The sequence below is a fragment of the Paracoccus sp. Ld10 genome, assembly GCF_045064235.1.
Lineage (GTDB): Bacteria > Pseudomonadota > Alphaproteobacteria > Rhodobacterales > Rhodobacteraceae > Paracoccus.
On sequence record NZ_JBISHD010000029.1, the window covers coordinates 56582 to 73752 of the forward strand.

At 65.1% G+C, this 17171-nt stretch carries 19 protein-coding genes; 5 read left to right on the plus strand and 14 right to left on the minus strand.

Going from position 1 to position 17171, the window contains the following annotated elements; genetic code table 11:
* Positions 1-41 precede the first annotated feature (41 nt).
* From ACJJVR_RS11885 to coaD, 3 genes are all read left to right on the plus strand, one after another.
* On the plus strand, positions 42-953 hold the full coding sequence (locus ACJJVR_RS11885; protein ID WP_405404815.1) for a LysR family transcriptional regulator: 912 nt from the start codon (positions 42-44) through the stop codon (positions 951-953).
* A 55-nt stretch (positions 954-1008) separates the two neighbouring features.
* On the plus strand, positions 1009-1470 hold the full coding sequence (locus tag ACJJVR_RS11890) for a CBS domain-containing protein (RefSeq protein ID WP_405404817.1): 462 nt from the start codon (positions 1009-1011) through the stop codon (positions 1468-1470).
* Between the two features lie 91 nt (positions 1471-1561).
* Positions 1562-2053: a pantetheine-phosphate adenylyltransferase gene (gene coaD, locus ACJJVR_RS11895; protein ID WP_405404819.1), complete on the plus strand. Its 492-nt coding sequence runs from the start codon at positions 1562-1564 to the stop codon at positions 2051-2053.
* On the opposite strand, the gene ACJJVR_RS11900 is transcribed toward coaD, so the two are convergent.
* The 10 genes from ACJJVR_RS11900 to ACJJVR_RS11945 all read right to left on the minus strand — a co-directional run bounded on the left by ACJJVR_RS11900 (position 2050) and on the right by ACJJVR_RS11945 (position 12326).
* Positions 2050-2766, minus strand: coding sequence for an SDR family oxidoreductase (locus ACJJVR_RS11900; RefSeq protein WP_405404820.1), 717 nt, complete (start codon positions 2764-2766; stop codon positions 2050-2052). The genes coaD and ACJJVR_RS11900 overlap by 4 nt on opposite strands.
* Before the next feature lie 4 nt (positions 2767-2770).
* Positions 2771-3622, minus strand: coding sequence for a fumarylacetoacetate hydrolase family protein (locus ACJJVR_RS11905; RefSeq protein WP_405404822.1), 852 nt, complete (start codon positions 3620-3622; stop codon positions 2771-2773).
* Positions 3623-3744: 122 nt separating this feature from the next.
* The gene (locus ACJJVR_RS11910) at positions 3745-4233 is read right to left on the minus strand and encodes a polymer-forming cytoskeletal protein (RefSeq protein WP_405404824.1); all 489 of its coding nucleotides are present in this window, start codon (positions 4231-4233) and stop codon (positions 3745-3747) included.
* Positions 4223-5497 carry a DUF5930 domain-containing protein gene (locus ACJJVR_RS11915; RefSeq protein WP_405404826.1) on the minus strand — a complete coding sequence of 425 codons (1275 nt, stop codon included), beginning with the start codon at positions 5495-5497 and terminating at the stop codon, positions 4223-4225. The genes ACJJVR_RS11910 and ACJJVR_RS11915 overlap by 11 nt, the downstream gene beginning before the upstream one ends.
* A 193-nt stretch (positions 5498-5690) precedes the next feature.
* A complete protein-coding gene (locus tag ACJJVR_RS11920; RefSeq protein ID WP_405404827.1) occupies positions 5691-7088 on the minus strand; it encodes a short-chain fatty acyl-CoA regulator family protein in 1398 nt (465 codons plus the stop codon).
* Between the two features lie 59 nt (positions 7089-7147).
* A complete protein-coding gene (locus tag ACJJVR_RS11925) occupies positions 7148-8335 on the minus strand; it encodes a multidrug effflux MFS transporter (protein WP_405404828.1) in 1188 nt (395 codons plus the stop codon).
* Between the two features lie 445 nt (positions 8336-8780).
* Entirely contained in the window at positions 8781-10283 is a 1503-nt protein-coding gene (locus tag ACJJVR_RS11930; RefSeq protein ID WP_405404830.1) for a replicative DNA helicase, read from the minus strand.
* Positions 10284-10379: 96 nt separating this feature from the next.
* Positions 10380-11051, minus strand: coding sequence for an orotate phosphoribosyltransferase (locus ACJJVR_RS11935; protein WP_405404831.1), 672 nt, complete (start codon positions 11049-11051; stop codon positions 10380-10382).
* On the minus strand, positions 11048-12091 hold the full coding sequence (gene pyrC, locus ACJJVR_RS11940) for a dihydroorotase (RefSeq protein WP_405404834.1): 1044 nt from the start codon (positions 12089-12091) through the stop codon (positions 11048-11050). Before pyrC ends, ACJJVR_RS11935 begins: the two co-directional genes overlap by 4 nt.
* 10 nt (positions 12092-12101) lie before the next feature.
* Positions 12102-12326: a hypothetical protein gene (locus ACJJVR_RS11945; protein WP_405404835.1), complete on the minus strand. Its 225-nt coding sequence runs from the start codon at positions 12324-12326 to the stop codon at positions 12102-12104.
* Here ACJJVR_RS11945 and ACJJVR_RS11950 point away from each other — a divergent pair.
* Both ACJJVR_RS11950 and ACJJVR_RS11955 read left to right on the plus strand, forming a co-directional pair.
* Positions 12325-12558: an antibiotic ABC transporter gene (locus tag ACJJVR_RS11950; RefSeq protein WP_405404837.1), complete on the plus strand. Its 234-nt coding sequence runs from the start codon at positions 12325-12327 to the stop codon at positions 12556-12558. The two genes, ACJJVR_RS11945 and ACJJVR_RS11950, sit on opposite strands and share 2 nt — an antisense overlap.
* Before the next feature lie 63 nt (positions 12559-12621).
* Positions 12622-13374 (plus strand): SDR family oxidoreductase, encoded by a 753-nt coding sequence (locus tag ACJJVR_RS11955; RefSeq protein ID WP_405404838.1) that lies wholly within the window; start codon positions 12622-12624, stop codon positions 13372-13374.
* A gap of 66 nt (positions 13375-13440) precedes the next feature.
* On the opposite strand, the gene gap is transcribed toward ACJJVR_RS11955, so the two are convergent.
* The 4 genes from gap to purB all read right to left on the minus strand — a co-directional run bounded on the left by gap (position 13441) and on the right by purB (position 17129).
* Positions 13441-14442, minus strand: coding sequence for a type I glyceraldehyde-3-phosphate dehydrogenase (gap, locus tag ACJJVR_RS11960; RefSeq protein WP_405404840.1), 1002 nt, complete (start codon positions 14440-14442; stop codon positions 13441-13443).
* Positions 14443-14533: 91 nt separating this feature from the next.
* The gene (locus tag ACJJVR_RS11965; protein ID WP_405404841.1) at positions 14534-14677 is read right to left on the minus strand and encodes a hypothetical protein; all 144 of its coding nucleotides are present in this window, start codon (positions 14675-14677) and stop codon (positions 14534-14536) included.
* Between the two features lie 52 nt (positions 14678-14729).
* Positions 14730-15740, minus strand: a complete 1011-nt coding sequence (locus ACJJVR_RS11970) for a FliG C-terminal domain-containing protein (protein ID WP_405404843.1) — start codon at positions 15738-15740, stop codon at positions 14730-14732.
* Between the two features lie 75 nt (positions 15741-15815).
* Positions 15816-17129: an adenylosuccinate lyase gene (gene purB, locus ACJJVR_RS11975; protein WP_405404845.1), complete on the minus strand. Its 1314-nt coding sequence runs from the start codon at positions 17127-17129 to the stop codon at positions 15816-15818.
* Between the last annotated feature and the right edge of the window lie 42 nt (positions 17130-17171).

Below are 17171 nucleotides of genomic sequence, written 5' to 3' on the forward strand. Positions count from 1 at the left end.
ATGCTGGCAAAAGGGTTTTGCGTTTATGCAAAGGTGGCGGCATGGATTGGGACGATCTGCGCATATTTCTGGCCGTTGCCCGGGCCGAAAGCCTGTCGGGCGCGGGACGCAGGCTGGCGATGGACGCATCCACCGTGGGGCGCCGCATCGCCAGACTGGAGGCGTCGATCGGTGCCGCGCTGTTTCTCAAGACGCCCGGCGGCTATCAGCTGACCGCTGAAGGGTCGCGCCTGATGGCCCCGGCCGAGGCTGCCGAACGTGCCGCCACCGCCGCGACAGAGGCTGTGACCGGCGATGCGGGCCTGACGGGGCAGCTGCGTATCGGTGCGCCGGACGGCTGCGCGAACTATCTGTTGCCGCAGGTGGCGCGGGACCTGTGCGCCGCCCATCCGGGGCTGGAGATCCAGATCGTCGCCCTGCCGCGCGTGGTGAACCTGACCCGGCGCGAGGCCGACATGGCGATTGTCGTGTCGCCCCCCGATACGGGGCGGTTGATGGTCCAGCGGCTGGTCGATTACCACCTGCATCTGGCCGGGCATGACGACTATCTGGCGCGACATCCGCCGTTGAAAGCGCTGGAGGATCTGCGCGGACATCGGATGATCAGCTATATTCCCGACATGATCTTTGACCGCGAACTGGATTACCTGTCCGCGACGGGGGTCGAGGCCGCCCAGATCAGCAGCAATTCGGTGGCGGTCCAGATGCAGGCGGTGCGCGCGGGGGCGGGTCTGGGCATCGTGCATGATTTCGCGATCCCGTTTGCACCGGGGGTGCGCCGCGTGCTGACCGGACACATCGCACTGAAACGCAGCTTTTGGTTGATCCGACATGCCGACGACCGTGCCTCGCGCAGGCTGACGCTGTTGGCAGAGGCCGTGGCGCAGGGGATCCGCGCCGAGGTCGTCCGGTTGGAGGGTCAGCTTTGCCCAGCCCCCGATGGTCGCACTTGACGTGGACCGATTTGACGAAAATGATGAAGGGGAACAAGTCCGAGGGAGGCCCGTGATGCTGGTCAAGCAGTTGCTGTCGATGAAATCCGACAATGCCAAACCGTGGATCGATTCCGCGACGATCGTGACCATCGTACCGACCACCCCCCTGGGCGAGGCCGCGACCCTGCTGGCCGAAAAGCGCATCGGCGCGGTGGTGGTGTCGTCCGACGGTCGCCGCCCCGAGGGGATCCTGTCCGAACGCGATATCGTCCGCCAGTTGGGTAAGCATGGTCCCGGCGTGCTGTCCCAGCCCGTCAGCGGTGTGATGACCACGCAGGTCCAGACCTGCACCACCGGCGAGGACGCGCTGACCATCCTGGAACGGATGACACAGGGGCGGTTCCGCCACATGCCGGTGGTGGACGGTCAGGGTGACATGCTGGGTGTGATTTCCATTGGGGACGCGGTCAGCGGGCGGCTCAAGGAACTGGCCGCCGAGAAAGAGGCCCTGACCGGGATGATCATGGGCAGCTGACGCATCGTCGCAGCCCTTCACGATCTTGCAATCCGGGGGCAAATGCGCTTTGCCTTGGGGTCAGGACCATGACCCCAAGGACGCGATATCCATGCGCATCGGCCTTTATCCCGGAACCTTTGATCCGATCACGCTTGGACATATCGACATTATCCAGCGGGCGATGGCGCTGGTCGACCGGCTGGTGATCGGCGTCGCGATCAACCGCGACAAAGGCCCCCTGTTCGATCTGGAGGCCCGCGTGGCGATGGTGCAGGCCGAATGCGATGCCATCGTCGCCCGGACCGGCGGAGAGATCGTCGTCCACCCGTTCGAGAACCTGTTGATCGACTGCGCCCGCGACGTGGGGGCCAGCATCATCGTGCGCGGCCTGCGTGCGGTGGCCGATTTCGAATATGAATTCCAGATGGTCGGCATGAACCGCGCGCTGGACAGCAGCATAGAGACCGTCTTCATGATGGCCGATGCGCGCCGACAGGCCATCGCCTCCAAGCTGGTCAAGGAAATCGCGCGGCTGGGCGGGGACGTGTCGAAATTCGTCACGCCCCCGGTGGCCGACGCGCTGCGCCAGCGCTATGGCTAGCCGCGCCCGATAAAGGGCATGTTGGTCGCGATCAGCGTCATGAACTGAACATTCGCGCCGTGGGGCAGGGTGGCCATGTGCCATACCGCATCGGCCACGGTGGCGACGTCGATCACCGGTTCCGCGTCCGGGTCACGGGCGGCGGCCTCTCGCAGCAGTTGCGTGGCGGCGTTGCCCACGTCGATTTGGCCGCAGGCGATGTTGACCGCGCGTCCGTCCAGCGACAGGCTGCGGGTCAGGCCGGTCACGGCATGCTTGGACATCGTATACGCCACCGAACCCAGACGCGGCGCGTGGGCCGCGACCGATCCGTTGTTGATGATCCGCCCGCCCTGAGGCGACTGTGCGCGCATCGCGGCGAATGCCGCGCGGGCGCAAAGGAACATACCGGTCACGTTGGTGGCGATCACATCGCGGAAATCATCGGGCGACAGCTGGTCGGGATCGGCCAGAGGGGCCGCGCGACCGGCATTGTTGAACAGCCCGTCCAACCGGCCCCATGCCTTCATGGCCTGTCCAAACGCGGCCTCGACCGCAGCGTCGTCGGTGATGTCGCAGGGCAGGACCAGCGCGTTGTCGTGCCCCGCTGCGGTCTGACGCAACGCGTCGGCCCGGCGCCCGATCAGCCCGACGCGCCAGCCACGGTCCAGAAACAGCCGCGCGGTGGCCTGTCCGATACCGCTGCCGGCACCCGTGATCATGATGGCGTTCATCGCCCTATCCCACGACCGTCTGGGTCTGAATGCCCAACCCGTCGATGCCAAGCCGCATCACCTGACCGTCGCGCAGATAGACCGGCGGCTTTTGCCCCATGCCCACGCCCGGCGGGGTGCCCGTGGTAATGATGTCGCCGGGCATCAGCGTCGCAAAGGTCGAACAATACGCCACCAGATGCGCCACGCCGAACACCATCGTCGCGGTGCTGCCGTCCTGGCGCATGGTGCCGTCGACCTCCAGCCACAGGCGCAGGGCCTGTGGGTCCGGGATTTCGTCGCGGGTGACCAGCCAGGGACCGATGGGGCCAAAGCCGTCGAAACCCTTGCCCTTGTCCCAGCTGCCGCCGCGGCGGATCTGCCAGTCGCGTTCGCTGACGTCGTTGACGACGCAATAACCCGCAACGTGATCCAGCGCCTGTTCCATGGGAATGTCCCGGCCCCCGTCACCGATCACGATGCCCAGTTCGACCTCCCAATCGGTCGCCTGCGATCCCCGGGGCAGATGCAGGTCGTCGTCGGGTCCGGCGATGCTGCTGGTCCATTTCGTGAACAGGACCGGCTCGGACGGGACGTCCATTCCTGATTCGGCGGCGTGATCGGCATAGTTCAGGCCGATGCCGATGAACTTGCCGACACCCGCGACGCAGGCGCCAAGGCGCAGATCCTGTTGCGGCATGCCGTCCACCAGCGGCAGGCCGTCAGGGTCCAGCGCCGCCAGCCGGGCCAGCCCGGCGCGGGTCAGGACCGCCCCGGCCAGATCATCGGCGTGACCCGACAGATCGCGCACCCGCCCCGCATCGTCCAGCATCCCCGGCCGTTCCGACCCTGCCGCGCCATATCGAACAAGTTTCATCGCCATCCCCCTTGGTTCGGCTGCATTGGACCCGGACCGGACAGCGTTCGCAAGACCGGGCAGACCGTCAGCCATGAAAAAGCCCGCGAAACGCGGGCCGATTCAAGACGATGCAGGGACGATCACTCGGTCGGGGGGGCCAGCTTTTTTGTGCCGCCGTTGTTCAGCGGATCTTCCTGCCGCTGGACAGAGCCTTCGAAATGGGCGCCGGACTCGATCGCGATGGTCTTGTGGATGATATCGCCCTCGACACGTGCGGTGGCCGTCAGGCGGACCCGAAGGCCACGCACCCGGCCGATGACACGACCGTTAACGATGACGTCGTCGCCGACGATCTCGCCCTTGATGGTCGCGGACTCGCCGATGGTCAGCTGATGCGCACGGATATCGCCCTCGACGGTACCTTCGATCTGAATGTCGCCCTGGGTCTTGATGTTGCCCGTAACCGTAAGGTCGGCGGACATGACCGAGGGTGCAACCCGCACGCGCGGCGCGGCAGGAGCCGGTGCCTCGGGGGTGGTGCTGCGGTCGGGCGCGACTGTCGGTGTCTGCGGCACGGCGTCGGGGGTCGGGTTGGGGCGGTTTTCGGTCACGCGGGTCTTACTGAACATTGTCTGCTGCCTTGATGAAGCTCATCGGGTCCACGGCCCGACCGTTCATCCGCACCTCGTAATGCAGGTGCGGCCCGGTCGAGCGTCCGGTATTCCCCATATCACCGATCCGATCGCCTTGCGACACCCGATCGCCAACTTTTACATTGATACGGCTCAGGTGGGCATAGCGTGTCTCGGTGCCCAACTCGTGGCGGATCTTGATCAGGTTGCCATAGGCGCCCTGGCGACCGGCAAAGGTCACGACACCGTCGCCGGTGACGTGGATCGGCGTGCCGACAGGGCCGGCCATGTCGATACCTTCGTGCATGCGACCCCACCGGCGGCCAAAGCCCGACGTATAGCGAAAGTTGGCAGTCACCGGCATGGCCAGCGGCAGCTTTTCGATGGCGATGCGATAGGTGTTCATCTGGTCAAGCGTGACGATGATCTGGCGGGCCTTGACCTCGGTGTCGGTCAGCGCGGCATTGCCGCGCGTCGAATACGACATCGGGGTCAGCGGACCACCCTGGCCTGAATAGCCGCTGCGGATGGTGCGCAGAACCTCGTCCGGGTTCATGCCGACATTGCGGAAAACCTCGTCCAGGGGGGCCACGGATACGGTCACCGCGTCCTCCAGCTGGGTCAGGATCTCGTCGTTGCGGGCCAGGATCTGGTCGCGCTCGACGGTCAGCTCCTGCGCGGTCAGCTTGGCGGCCTGGGCCTCCTCGACGGCCTCGGTCCGCTGATCGGCCGAGCTGCGCAGCTCTCCGGACAGGATGTCCAGCGCGACCGAAAATTCCTCGGTCCGGTCGGGGGCGGGCGCGATCCCGGCGTCAGCCACGGCGATGTCGCGATCAGCCATCGTGTCGCGCAGCGTCGACTGAACGGCGGCAAGGCCGGTTTCCATCTCGCGGCGGCTTTCCTCGGACAACAGCAACTGCGATTGCATCTGCGAGACCTGGTCAAGCGCGACGGCAAAGCGCGACTGTGCGGCCAGCGCCTCGGCAGCGCGGGCGTCGCGCTCGGTCTGCAACTCGGCCAGACGTTCTTCGAATGCCGCCTGGCTGCGCTGGATCTGGTCGCGGGTGTCACCAGAGCTGACCGCATCGATTACCAGAAAAGAACTGGCGACCAGCGTCCAGCCAAAGACCAATGTGATGCCGCTGATGCCGACCATCTGGGTCACGGGGCGCAGGCGGACAAAGCGTGTCGTATCATCCGAGCGGAGGAAAAGGCGTTGCTCCGGCAGCCACTTTTCCAGCGACGCGTTCAGTCGATCCATCACCGTCATTGTCAGATACTGTCCCTCGAAGGCACGCCGTTTTTAGCAGATCGGCGGGTTGTTCCATTCGGACACGGGTAAACATCAGCTGTGCCTTCTTGGCAACAAGACCCTGCGTCAGAGTTCCCGCGATTGGCGGAACCCTGCCTTGGTCGGCGGGTATCCGCCAATAGCGCGGGGTTAACGCAGCCTGTTAAGCGATTTCGTAAGGCAGTGGGCCGTTGCGATCCTGTGGAATGCGCAGGGGGCGATCGATCGGCGGGACGGATCGCTGATGACAATGGGGCCGCGGGCAGATCCGGCACGAAATGCCGATCGGCTGATAGGCCCTTGGTTTGGTCACGTCCAACCCATCGGCATAGACCAGCCCCGCCGCATGGGTCACCTCGACCCCCAGCCCGATCGCAAACCGGCGGACCGGCGCATTGAAGGCGCCGGGATGTTTGGACACGTCACGCGACAGCAGCAGATAGCGCACCCCATCCGGTGTCTCTGCCAACTGGCGCAGGAAACGGCCCGGTTGTTCAAACGCCTGATGGACGTTCCACAACGGACAGGCGCCGCCAAAGCGTGCAAACTGCAATCGCGTGGCGGAATGGCGTTTGGTGATCGTGCCCGCCTGATCAACGCGCACAAAGAAGAACGGGACCCCTTTTGCGCCCGGGCGTTGCAATGTCGACAGGCGGTGCGCCACCTGTTCCAGCGACGCGTCGAACAGATGCGACAGCCGTTCCAGATCATGCCGTTCGGCCTGTGCTGCCGCCATAAAGGCGCGATACGGCATCAGCGCGGCACCCGCAAAATAGTTTGCCATGCCAAGCCGGGCGATCTGGCGGGCGGTCGGGCTGCGGAATCGGGCCAGGTTTAACGCTGCCTCCAGCAGGTCGGACTGGCGTTCCAGCGCGACCAGATGCAGCAGCTGGAACAGGCGGGTCGGAGCCTCGGCCGCGGCATTGACCAGCAGGCGGTCGCCGTCGCGGCGAAAGACCGCGTTGGCGGGCAGCTCGGTCAGTTGGACGCGGATGCCCTTGGCGGCCAGCGCCGCCACGGCCATCGCCCACGGGTCGCCCCGCTGCCCGTCGGGACAGGCAAAACGTTCGGCGGCGCGGTCGACGGCGTCGATATAGTTGTCGCAATAGTGGAAAAAGTCACGAACCTCCTCCCACGGGGTCGACAGGGTGTTCTGGCTGGCGGCGCCGATCGCCTCGTCCAGGGCGGCCAGACGTTCCTGGCCTTCGCGGTGGGCGCGGTACAGGTCCAGAAAAGCGCGGGCCAGCACCGGCGCATTGGTGGCGGCCAGGCGCAGCTCTGCCAGCGGCGGTGCGGCGTCGAACAGCGGATCGGCCAGCGCCTCCTGCATGTCGATGACCATGCGTTCGGCGTCGCCAGCGGCCAGTGTGGTCAGATCGACGCCGAACTCCTGCGCCAGGCGCAGCAGCACGCCCGCGCTGATGGGACGGTGGTTGTTTTCCATCTGGGACAGATAGGGCAGGGACACGCCCAGCTTTTCCGCGAAATGTCGTTGCGTCAGGCTGGCCCGTGCGCGTGTTTCGCGCAGCGCGCTGCCGGCATAGATCTTTTGCGTGGCCATGGCCGCCCCCCGTTTGCAAAACCGGTTCTAGCGGTTGCAAAGGCGGTCAGGCAAGTGGCTCAGCCTTGCAGGGCCAACTGACGTTCGCGCCGCAGCACCCAGGTGATGGCCAGCAGTCCGCCAAGGGCCGATGCACACATGATGCCCAGCAGCGGGGTGGCACCGCTGCCCGGCTGCAGCAGCGCACCTGCCAGCGCCGACAGGGCCGCGCCCCCGGCCACGGCCAGCGCGCCGCCAAGTCCCGATGCGGTTCCGGCCAGTTCCGGGCGGACGCTCATCATGCCGGCATTTGCGTTGGGCAGGACCATGCCGTTGCCCAGTCCCATCACCGCGATGGCGCCAAAGAAGATCAGAGGACGCACAAAGCCCGCAAGGTCGACCAGCAGCGCTGCCGACAGGGCAGTCAGGCAGGTCAACGCCCCGATCAGGATCATCCGGTTCAGGCCCAGCACGGGGGAAAAACGCGCCGACAGAAAATTACCCAGCAGATAGCCGATCGAGGGCGCAGCGAACCAGTATCCGACCTGTTTGGGCGTCAGGCCAAAGACCTGTTCGCCGACGAAGGGCGCACCGCCCAGATAGGCGAAAAACGCACCCGAAGACAGCGTGGCCGCCAGGCAATAGCCCCAGAAACGATGCGATCGTGCAAGGATCGGATAATTGACCATCTGTGCGCGCAGGCTCATTCCGCCACCGCGGACGGTTTCTCCCATGTCGCGCCAGGCCAGGGTCAGCACGGCGATGCCCAGCAGGCCCATGACGGCAAAGTTCGCCTGCCAGCCGAACAGTTCGTCCAGGACGCCGCCGAAGACCGGAGCCATCATCGGCACGACGGCCATGCCCATCGTCACATAGCCCAGCATCGAGGCCGCCCGGTCGCCGTCATAAAGATCGCGGATGACGGCGCGGGGAACCAGCATGCAGACGGTGATCACCGATTGGGCCAGCCTGAAGATCAGGAAGGTGGTCGCGGTGGTCGCCAGCAGGGTGCCGATGGTGGCCAGCAGGAAGCCCACCAGCCCGCAGATCACCACAGGACGGCGCCCGAAGCGGTCGCTGAGCGGGCCGCCCAGCAGCTGCAGCACCGCACTGGCGCCGATATAGGCCGACACCGACAGCTGCATCACGCCGTAATCGACGTCGAAATCGCGCGCCATGCCGGGAAGCGAGGGGAGGAACACGTTCATCGACAGGGCCGACACCCCGGACAGGGCGACGAGGGTCAGCAGATGAGGAGGCGTGCGCATGGTCGGACCTTTCGACGGGGGGCTGCACGATCTGCAAGTCGCCCGCGTGAAATCCATAGCGCGGCGGCGGGGGGATGCGCCAGATGGATTGCGTCCCGCGACGAAGGCCGGGGGGCCTGCCCCCCGGACCCCCCGCCGGTGGGGGCGGCGCCCCCTCCGGACCGCCCGCATCAGTGCCGTGGTCGTTCGCGGCGAACCGGGCGCAGACGACGATGGAGAGACTGGTGGCCCGTGCCTGCTCCTAAGCTGCGCGGGGGTGAGGTTGCCGTGGTTGATGTGGGTGGCGGCTACCGGCGTGGTGTCATTGAGCAGCGTGACGAACCAGCCGACATCGATGACCGTCACCAGCGGCGTCGTTTGGACGGCGGGACGGTCGCGTCAGACGGCCATCATGAACGCGGTGCGCACATTCCGCGGGCCGATGGTGACGACCGATATCGGTGGCTCAGTCCCATTGGCTTTGCCGGTCTCGGGCAAGGTTGCCGAAGCGGGTGAACTGACCCTCGAAGGCCAGTTCGACGGTGCCGATGGGGCCGTGGCGCTGCTTGCCCAGGATAACCTCGGCCTTGCCGTGCACGTTCTCCATGATCTGCTGCCACCGGGCCATCGCGTCCAGATCGCTGTCAGAGGGCTTTTCGCGTTCCTTGTAGTATTCCTCGCGGAACACGAACATCACGATGTCGGCGTCCTGCTCAATCGAGCCGGATTCGCGCAGGTCGGACAGCTGAGGACGCTTGTCCTCGCGGTTCTCGACCTGGCGGGACAGCTGGGACAGGGCGATGACGGGGATGTTCAGCTCTTTGGCCACGGCCTTGAGCCCCTGGGTGATTTCCGACACCTCGTTCACGCGGCTGTCCTTAGCGGTCGCGGCCTTGAGCAGCTGAAGGTAGTCGACGATCAGCACGTCCAGCCCGTGCGTGCGTTTCAGCTTGCGGGCGCGGGCGGCCAGTTGGTTGATGGGCAGGGCGGGCGTGTCGTCGATGAACAGCGGGCAGTTCTGCAGCGCGTGCGCGGCCTCGACGAAGCGACGGAATTCGCCCTCGTCCATGTTGCCGGAACGGATGCGTTCGGAGGGAACCTCGGCGGCCTCGGACAGGATGCGGGCGGCCAGCTGTTCTGCGGACATCTCGAGGCTGAAGAAGCCCACGACGCCGCCCTCGACGGACCCCTGGGTGCCGTCGGGCTTTTCGCCCAGCTTGTGCGTTTTGGCGATGTTGAAGGCGATGTTGGTCGCCAGCGCGGTCTTGCCCATCGACGGACGCCCGGCCAGGATGATCAGGTCCGAATTGTTCAGACCGCCCATCTTGCCGTCCAGATCGATCAGCCCGGTGGAAATGCCCGACAGCTTGCCGTCGCGCTGATAGGCGGCGTTGGCGACCTGGACCGCGCCCGTCACGGCCTTGAGGAACGACTGAAACCCGCGTTCGGCCACACCGGCCTCGCCCAGCTTGTACAGCGTCTGTTCCGCGGCCTTGATCTGTTCCTCGGCATCGTCGCCCACCTCGACGGTGGAGGCGCGGGCGGCAATGTCCTGGCCCAGGGTCATCAGCTCGCGCCGCAGGGCGAATTCGCGGATCATCTGGGCATAGTCGCGCGCGGCATAGGCGCTGATCGCCGCCGCCGCCATGCGGGCCAGATAGGCCGGGCCACCCAGCTCCTTGAGGCCGTCGTCGTTCTCAAGGAATGCCTTGATCGTGACCGGGCTTGCCAGCGCGTTGCGGCGGATGCGTTCGGCGCAGATGTCAAAGATGCGCGCATGGACCGGGTGATAGAAATGGTCCGACTTGATGATCTGGCTGACCCGGTCGAACACGTCGTTGTTGGTCAGCAACGCACCCAGCAATTGCTGCTCGGCCTCCAGCGAAAAGGGGATGGCCTGCTTGTCCTCGGGGCCGTCGGCCTGTCCGGGGACGATGAAATGCGCGCTGGTGACGGTGAGAGAGCTCATGGTCTGCCTGCCCCTTTGTTGGTTGTGGCCCAGATTAAACCGAAGCGGCCGGCCGCGTCATGGGGCCGGCCGCAGTTTGTTGGGGATAACCCCCGATCAGCCGTTTGCCGCCTGCCAGGCGCGCGGATCGGTCAGGAATGCCTCGACCTCGGTCAGGGTCGCGTCGTCGAACGACCCCTGCGCGCGGGCTTCGGCCAGAACGTCCCACCACGTGCACAGGTGGTGCAGCGCCACGCCGTGATCGGCCAGTCGCTGCGTGGTTTCTGGAAAGATGCCATAGTAGAAGATCACCGCCGTATGGCTGCAGGTCGCCCCCGTCTCGCGGATCGCATCGACAAAGGACAGCTTGCTGCCGCCGTCGGTGGTCAGATCCTCGACCAGCAGAACGCGCTGACCCTCGGTCATCACGCCTTCGATGCGGGCGTTGCGGCCGTAACCCTTGGGTTTCTTGCGCACATACGTCATCGGCAGGCCCAACCGTTCAGCGACCAGTGCGCCAAAGGGGATGCCCGCCGTTTCACCGCCCGCGACGTTGTCGAAGGCCTCGAAGCCCGCGTCGCGCATGACGGTCGCTGCCATGAAATCCATCAGCGTGCTGCGGACCCGTGGAAAGCTGATGATGCGGCGACAATCGACATAGGTCGGGCCCTTGAGGCCGGACGCATAGGTAAAGGGCTGGGCCGCATTGAAATCGACGGCCTTGATCTCCAGCAGCATCCGGGCGGTCAGGCGGGCGATCTCTTCACGCGCGGGGAATGTCAGGCTCATATGTCCTCCAGGTGCCAGAACAGCGGAAATCCGGGGTCAAAGACGGTGACGGTTTCATCCCCCGCAGTGATCTGTGTTGGGAATTCGACCGGCGTGTCGCGGCGCGTCAGGGTGATGCGGTCCTCGTTCGGCGCCATCCGGTAAAAGGCCGCGCCGTTCAGCGCGGTGAATGCCTCCAGCCGGTCCAGCGCGCCGTCGTCCTGAAACGCCTGCGCCAGGATCGACATGGTGTTCGGTGCCGTGAAACAGCCCGCGCAGCCGCAGGGCTGGAGCTTGGCTGCGTCGGTGTGCGGTGCGCTGTCGGTGCCCAGAAAGAACCGTGCATCGCCCGATGTCGCAGCCTCGCGCAGCGCCAGGCGGTGCGATTCGCGTTTCGCGACGGGCAGGCAATAATAATGCGGCCGGATGCCCCCGGCCAGGATCGCGTTGCGGTTGATGACCAGGTGATGCGTGGTGATCGTCGCGGCCAGGTCGTCGCCGCCCGCGCGGGCGTAATCGACGCCCTGGGACGTGGTGATATGTTCCATCACCACGCGCAGGCCCGGCGTGCGGCGGCGCAGCGGGTCCAGTATGGTGTCGATGAACACGGCCTCGCGGTCAAAGATGTCGACGGACGGGTCGGTGACCTCTCCGTGGACGCACAGGGTGACGCCGGCCTCGGCCATCGCCTCCAGCACCGGCTGGACGGGGTTGAAATCGGTCACGCCCGATGCGCTGTTGGTCGTGGCACCTGCCGGGTACAGCTTGACCGCGCGGATGATCCCGTCGCGGAACGCCGCCACCACGTCAGCGGCATCCGTCGTGTCGGTCAGGTACAGCACCATCTGCGGGTCCAACGCCGCGCCCGCAGGCAGAGCCGCGCGGATCCGGTCGCGATAGGCGGCGGCCTGGGCGCCGGTCGTGACCGGCGGCACCAGATTGGGCATGATGATCGCGCGGCCGAAATGCGCGGAATGCGGCGCAACGGCAGCCAGCATCGCGCCATCGCGCAAATGCAGGTGCCAGTCGTCCGGGCGGCGAAGGGTCAGCGTCTGTGTCATGAGACTGCCTCTAACCACGGCAGGACCGTCTTGCCAAGCAGGCGCGTTCAGATTTCGGGAACCCTGTTCGAAAGTCGCGGTTGAGTGTCTGCGCCATGGGGCGCACTGTGGCGTTGCCGGGCAGGTTCCATTGCTGGCGGCCAAAAGGAACTTTGTCGATGATGCCAATGATATCCCCTGCAGCCCAGGTCCGGCTTGCATCACAGTTCGCGCGCATCGCGATCGAATCGAACATGGTTATCGGTCTGCGCATGGCAGGCATGATGGGCCTGATGGTTCAGGCCCCCGGAGAGCCGTTTCGCATGGTCGCCGAGAAACAGGCAGCCGTGTCGGAATCGCTGTTTGCAATGGCCAGCGCGGGGATGCGCGGGCAAAATGCCGAGCGTATGCTTTCGGCTGGCATGCGCCCCTATGGCCGCCGGACGCGTGCCAATTCGCGGCGTCTGTCGGCGGGCAACATCAGCTGACGCGGAACAACCCATGCATGTGTCCGGTTGGTGTCTGACGCAGCATCAGGATGGAGCGGGCAAATGAAGACGGCACTGGTCACCGGCGGCGCACAGGGGATTGGCAAAGGCGTCATCACGCGATTGCGATCTGATGGATGGCGCGTTGCGGTTTTCGATGTGGATGCCGAGGCGCTGGATGAAATCGGCGCAGCGGATCCCGGACTTTTGGTCCTGCCCATCGATGTGGGTGACGAACGGCAGGTCACCCAAGGGATGCTTGCCCTGCAGGGATGGCTGGCCGGGGCGGGCCTGAACTTGGTGGTGTCAAACGCGGGTATCGCCGACCCCGTCTGCGGCCCCATTGAGGATCTTAGCCTTGACGACTGGCGCCGGTGGCAGGACAGCCACGTGACCGGCGCATTTCTGGTGATCCGCGCCACAGTGCCGCTTTTGCGGCAGGCGCGAGGCAGTATTATCACGATGGCCTCGACCCGCGCGTTTCAGTCTGAACCTGATACCGAGGCCTACGCTGCGGCCAAGGGCGCCCTGGTCGCGATGACCCATGCGTTGGCGGTCAGTCTGGGGCCAGATATCCGCGTGAATTGTATCCTGCCCGGTTGGATCGATACCGGACCTTGGCAGAGAGCCGCCAATCGCAGCGACGCGATCCATTCTGACGCAGACCGCAACCAGCATCCCGTGGGTCGCGTGGGACGGGTCGAAGACGTCGCGGGCCTTGTGGCATGGCTGGCATCGGACGAGGCCGGGTTCGTGACCGGACAGCGTTTCGTCGTCGATGGCGGGATGAGTGTCCGGATGATCTACGCCGATTGATCCTGTGACCACGTCATGAAAAAGGGCCCTGAAACAGGGCCCTTTCTTGATGCTGTGATACCGGGATCAGATCAGCTTGCCCATCGCCACGGCCGTGTCCGACATGCGGTTCGAGAAACCCCATTCGTTGTCATACCAGGTCAGGATGCGGACCATGCGGCCCTCCATGACCTTGGTCTGGTCCATGTGAAAGATCGACGAATGCGGATCGTGGTTGAAGTCCGACGACACCAGCGGTTCGTCCGTATAGCCCAGCACACCCTTCAGCGGGCCGTCGGCAGCCGCTTTGATGGCATCGTTGATCTCGGCGATCGACGTGTCGCGGCTGGCCTCAAATACCAGGTCCACAACCGACACGTTGGGCGTCGGAACCCGGATCGCCACGCCGTCCAGTTTGCCCTTCAGTTCCGGCAACACCAGACCCACGGCCTTGGCAGCCCCGGTCGACGTCGGGATCATCGACAGTGCCGCGGCGCGTCCGCGGTACAGGTCCTTATGCATGGTGTCCAACGTCGGCTGGTCGCCGGTATAGCTGTGGATCGTGGTCATGAAGCCACGATCGATGCCGATCGTGTCGTTCAGCACCTTGACCACGGGCGACAGACAGTTGGTGGTGCAGCTGGCGTTCGACACAACCAGATCATCCTTGGTCAGCGTGTCGTGGTTCACGCCATACACAATGGTCTTGTCTGCATCCTCGCCGGGCGCCGAGATCAAGACCCGCTTGGCGCCGGTGGACAGATGGGCCTGCACTTTTTCCTTGGACGTGAACAGCCCCGTGCATTCCATGATGATGTCGACATCGCCCCAAGGCAGTTCAGCCGGGTTGCGGATCGCAGTGACCTTGATCGGGCCGCGACCTACGTTGATGGACGATCCGTCCACCGTGACCTTGGCCGGAAAGCGGCCGTGCACGCTGTCATAGCGCAGCAGGTGGGCGTTCGTCTCGACCGGGCCCAGGTCGTTGATGGCGACAACCTCGATATCGGTGCGGCCCGATTCGATGATTGCGCGCAGGACGTTGCGACCGATCCGGCCGAAGCCGTTGATGGCGACCTTGACTGCCATGGGTATCCCTCTCGAGCAGGTGGTGGTTGCCCGTGGTGTAGCGTGACGGCAGGGGCGATGCAAATGCCGAAACGGCGTGCAAACTTGCCCGTCACCGCCAAAAGCTGAGATACGTGATGAACTGGTCCATCGCCCGTGCAGCAACCAATGGCAGGTGGCCGTCGAACCACAGTTGGTCCACGGCAAAGGCTGCGGCAATCAGCAGCATCAGGACAATCGCGATCTGATTGGTCATCCGCACCTCCGGTGCCCGGATTATCGCGCGGGGACGGCCCCGCGCCAAGGCCCTATTCGTCGTCCTGCGGCATCTTCAGTGTCAGCTGGCCGTCCTCCTGCAAACGGCGGATCGCGCCGATAACCTCGGTCATGGCCTCCTCGACATCCTTGGGTCGGGGTTTGCCCAAGGCCTCGCGCTCTTCGCGCAGGCCGTCGGACATGCGCTGCGACAGGTTCGACAGGATGAAATCGGCGGCGGTGGCATCGGCCTCGGCCGGGGCGGCCAGTGCGCGGACCAGCGTGGTCTGATCCAGTTCGCGGACAATTTTGGGAACGTCGCGCGGCTCGATCCGGGTCGGGATATGCGCAAAGATGAAGATCGCCCTGCGAACCCCGTCCGCAAATTCTATGTCGCGTTCATCCAGCGCGCCCAGCACGTCGTCGCGCAGGTCGGCGGTGGCAAAGTTCAGGATTGCCCCCATACGGTCGCAGGCGGGCGTTGCGATGGCGGGTTTGGGCAGTGCCTCGGCGGCCTGCAGCAGCACCAGACCGACCCGACGCAACGCGACGGGCGTCACGCCTGATGTCATCGACATCGCCTGGGCCACGACGCGTGCCCGTTCGCGGGGCAAGGCGATGAATGTGGCGGATGCGGCCTCGACCGGCAGCTTGGACAGCATCAGTGCCACCAGTTCCACGGATTCCGCATTGGCCAACGCGATGAGCGATTCCTTGGGCAGGTTGCACAGGCGAGCCCACGGGTCCGATTGCCCGGTGATCGCCGCCGTGCGCCGCAGCGCGTCCGAGCTGTCATCCGACAGGCGCGCGCCCAGCATCGCCAGCGTTCCGTCCAGATCGCCCGGAAAGGTGACGCCGACCGATTCCAACCTGTCGCAGAATTCGGTGATGACGGCATCGCGGATGGTGCGGTCGATCAGCTCCATCCCGGCCATTTCCTGTGCCAACAGGGTCTGGGTACTGGTGTTCAACCGGTCCAGCCCCGCGACCTCGTCATCGTCCAGCAAAAGGCGTACGATCACCGCCGCCTTCTGCCGCTGGTTCAGCTCTGTCTGGCTTGTCATCGCCCCGCCTCCGTCATCGCGTCCGACGGCAGATTGACACGACAGCCTTAACGCCAGGTTGACAGCGTCCCGATTTTACAGCGGATCGGCGCCAAAGACGCGAGCAAAGATCGTGTCGACATGCTTTGTGTGATAGCCCAGATCGAACTTTTCGTTGATCTGATCAGGGGTCAGGGCGGCCGTGACCTCTGCGTCGGCCAGCAGTTCGGTGCGGAAATCGGCACCCTTTTCCCAGACCTTCATGGCATTGCGCTGAACCAGGCGATAGCTGTCCTCGCGTGATACGCCGGCCTGCGTCAGGGCCAGCAGAACCCGCTGAGACATCACCAACCCTTTGAACTGGTTCATGTTGCGCAGCATGTTTTCGGGATAGATCACCAGTTTCTCGACCACGCCTGCCAGACGGTGCAGCGCAAAATCCAGGGTGATCGTTGTGTCCGGCCCGATGGTGCGTTCGACCGACGAATGGCTGATGTCGCGCTCGTGCCACAGGGCCACGTTCTCCATCGCCGGGACGACCGACATGCGCACCAGACGCGCCAGACCGGTCAGGTTTTCCGTCAGCACCGGGTTGCGCTTGTGGGGCATCGCCGACGACCCCTTCTGGCCGGGGCTGAAGAACTCTTCGGCCTCCAGAACCTCGGTGCGCTGCATGTGGCGGATCTCGATCGCGATGTTCTCGATGCTGCTGGCGATGACGCCCAGCACGGCAAAGAACATGGCATGACGGTCGCGCGGAATGACCTGGGTGCTGATCGGTTCTGGGCGCAGACCCAGTTTCGCGCAGACGTGTTCTTCGACCGCGGGGTCGATATTGGCGAATGTGCCGACCGCGCCGCTGATGGCGCCCGTGGCGATCTCTTCGCGCGCGGCCAGCAGACGGGCGCGGCCCCGGGCCATTTCCGCATAGAAACGGGCAAAGGTCAGGCCCATCGTGGTGGGTTCCGCATGGATGCCGTGGCTGCGACCGATGCGGACGGTGTCCTTGTGCTCATGCGCGCGGGTTTTCAGCGCGGCCAGCACCCGGTCCATTCCGGCCAGCAACAGGTCGCTGGCGCGGACCAGCTGGACGTTCAGCGTGGTGTCCAGCACGTCGCTGCTGGTCATGCCCTGGTGGACAAAGCGCGCCTGGTCGGCGCCTACATGTTCGGCCAGATGCGTCAGGAACGCGATGACGTCATGTTTCGTAACGGCCTCGATCTCGTCGATGCGGGCCACGTCGAACTGGACATCGCGGGCCTTCCAGACGGCCTCGGCATTCTCGCGCGGGATCACGCCCAGATCGGCCTGCGCGTCGCAGGCATGGGCCTCGATCTCGTACCAGATGCGGAACTTGGTCTCGGGGGACCAGATGGCGACCATTTCGGGGCGGCTGTAACGCGGGATCATGGAAGGCTCCTTTTGCTGGGTCGGGGCATAGCGGGGCAGGGG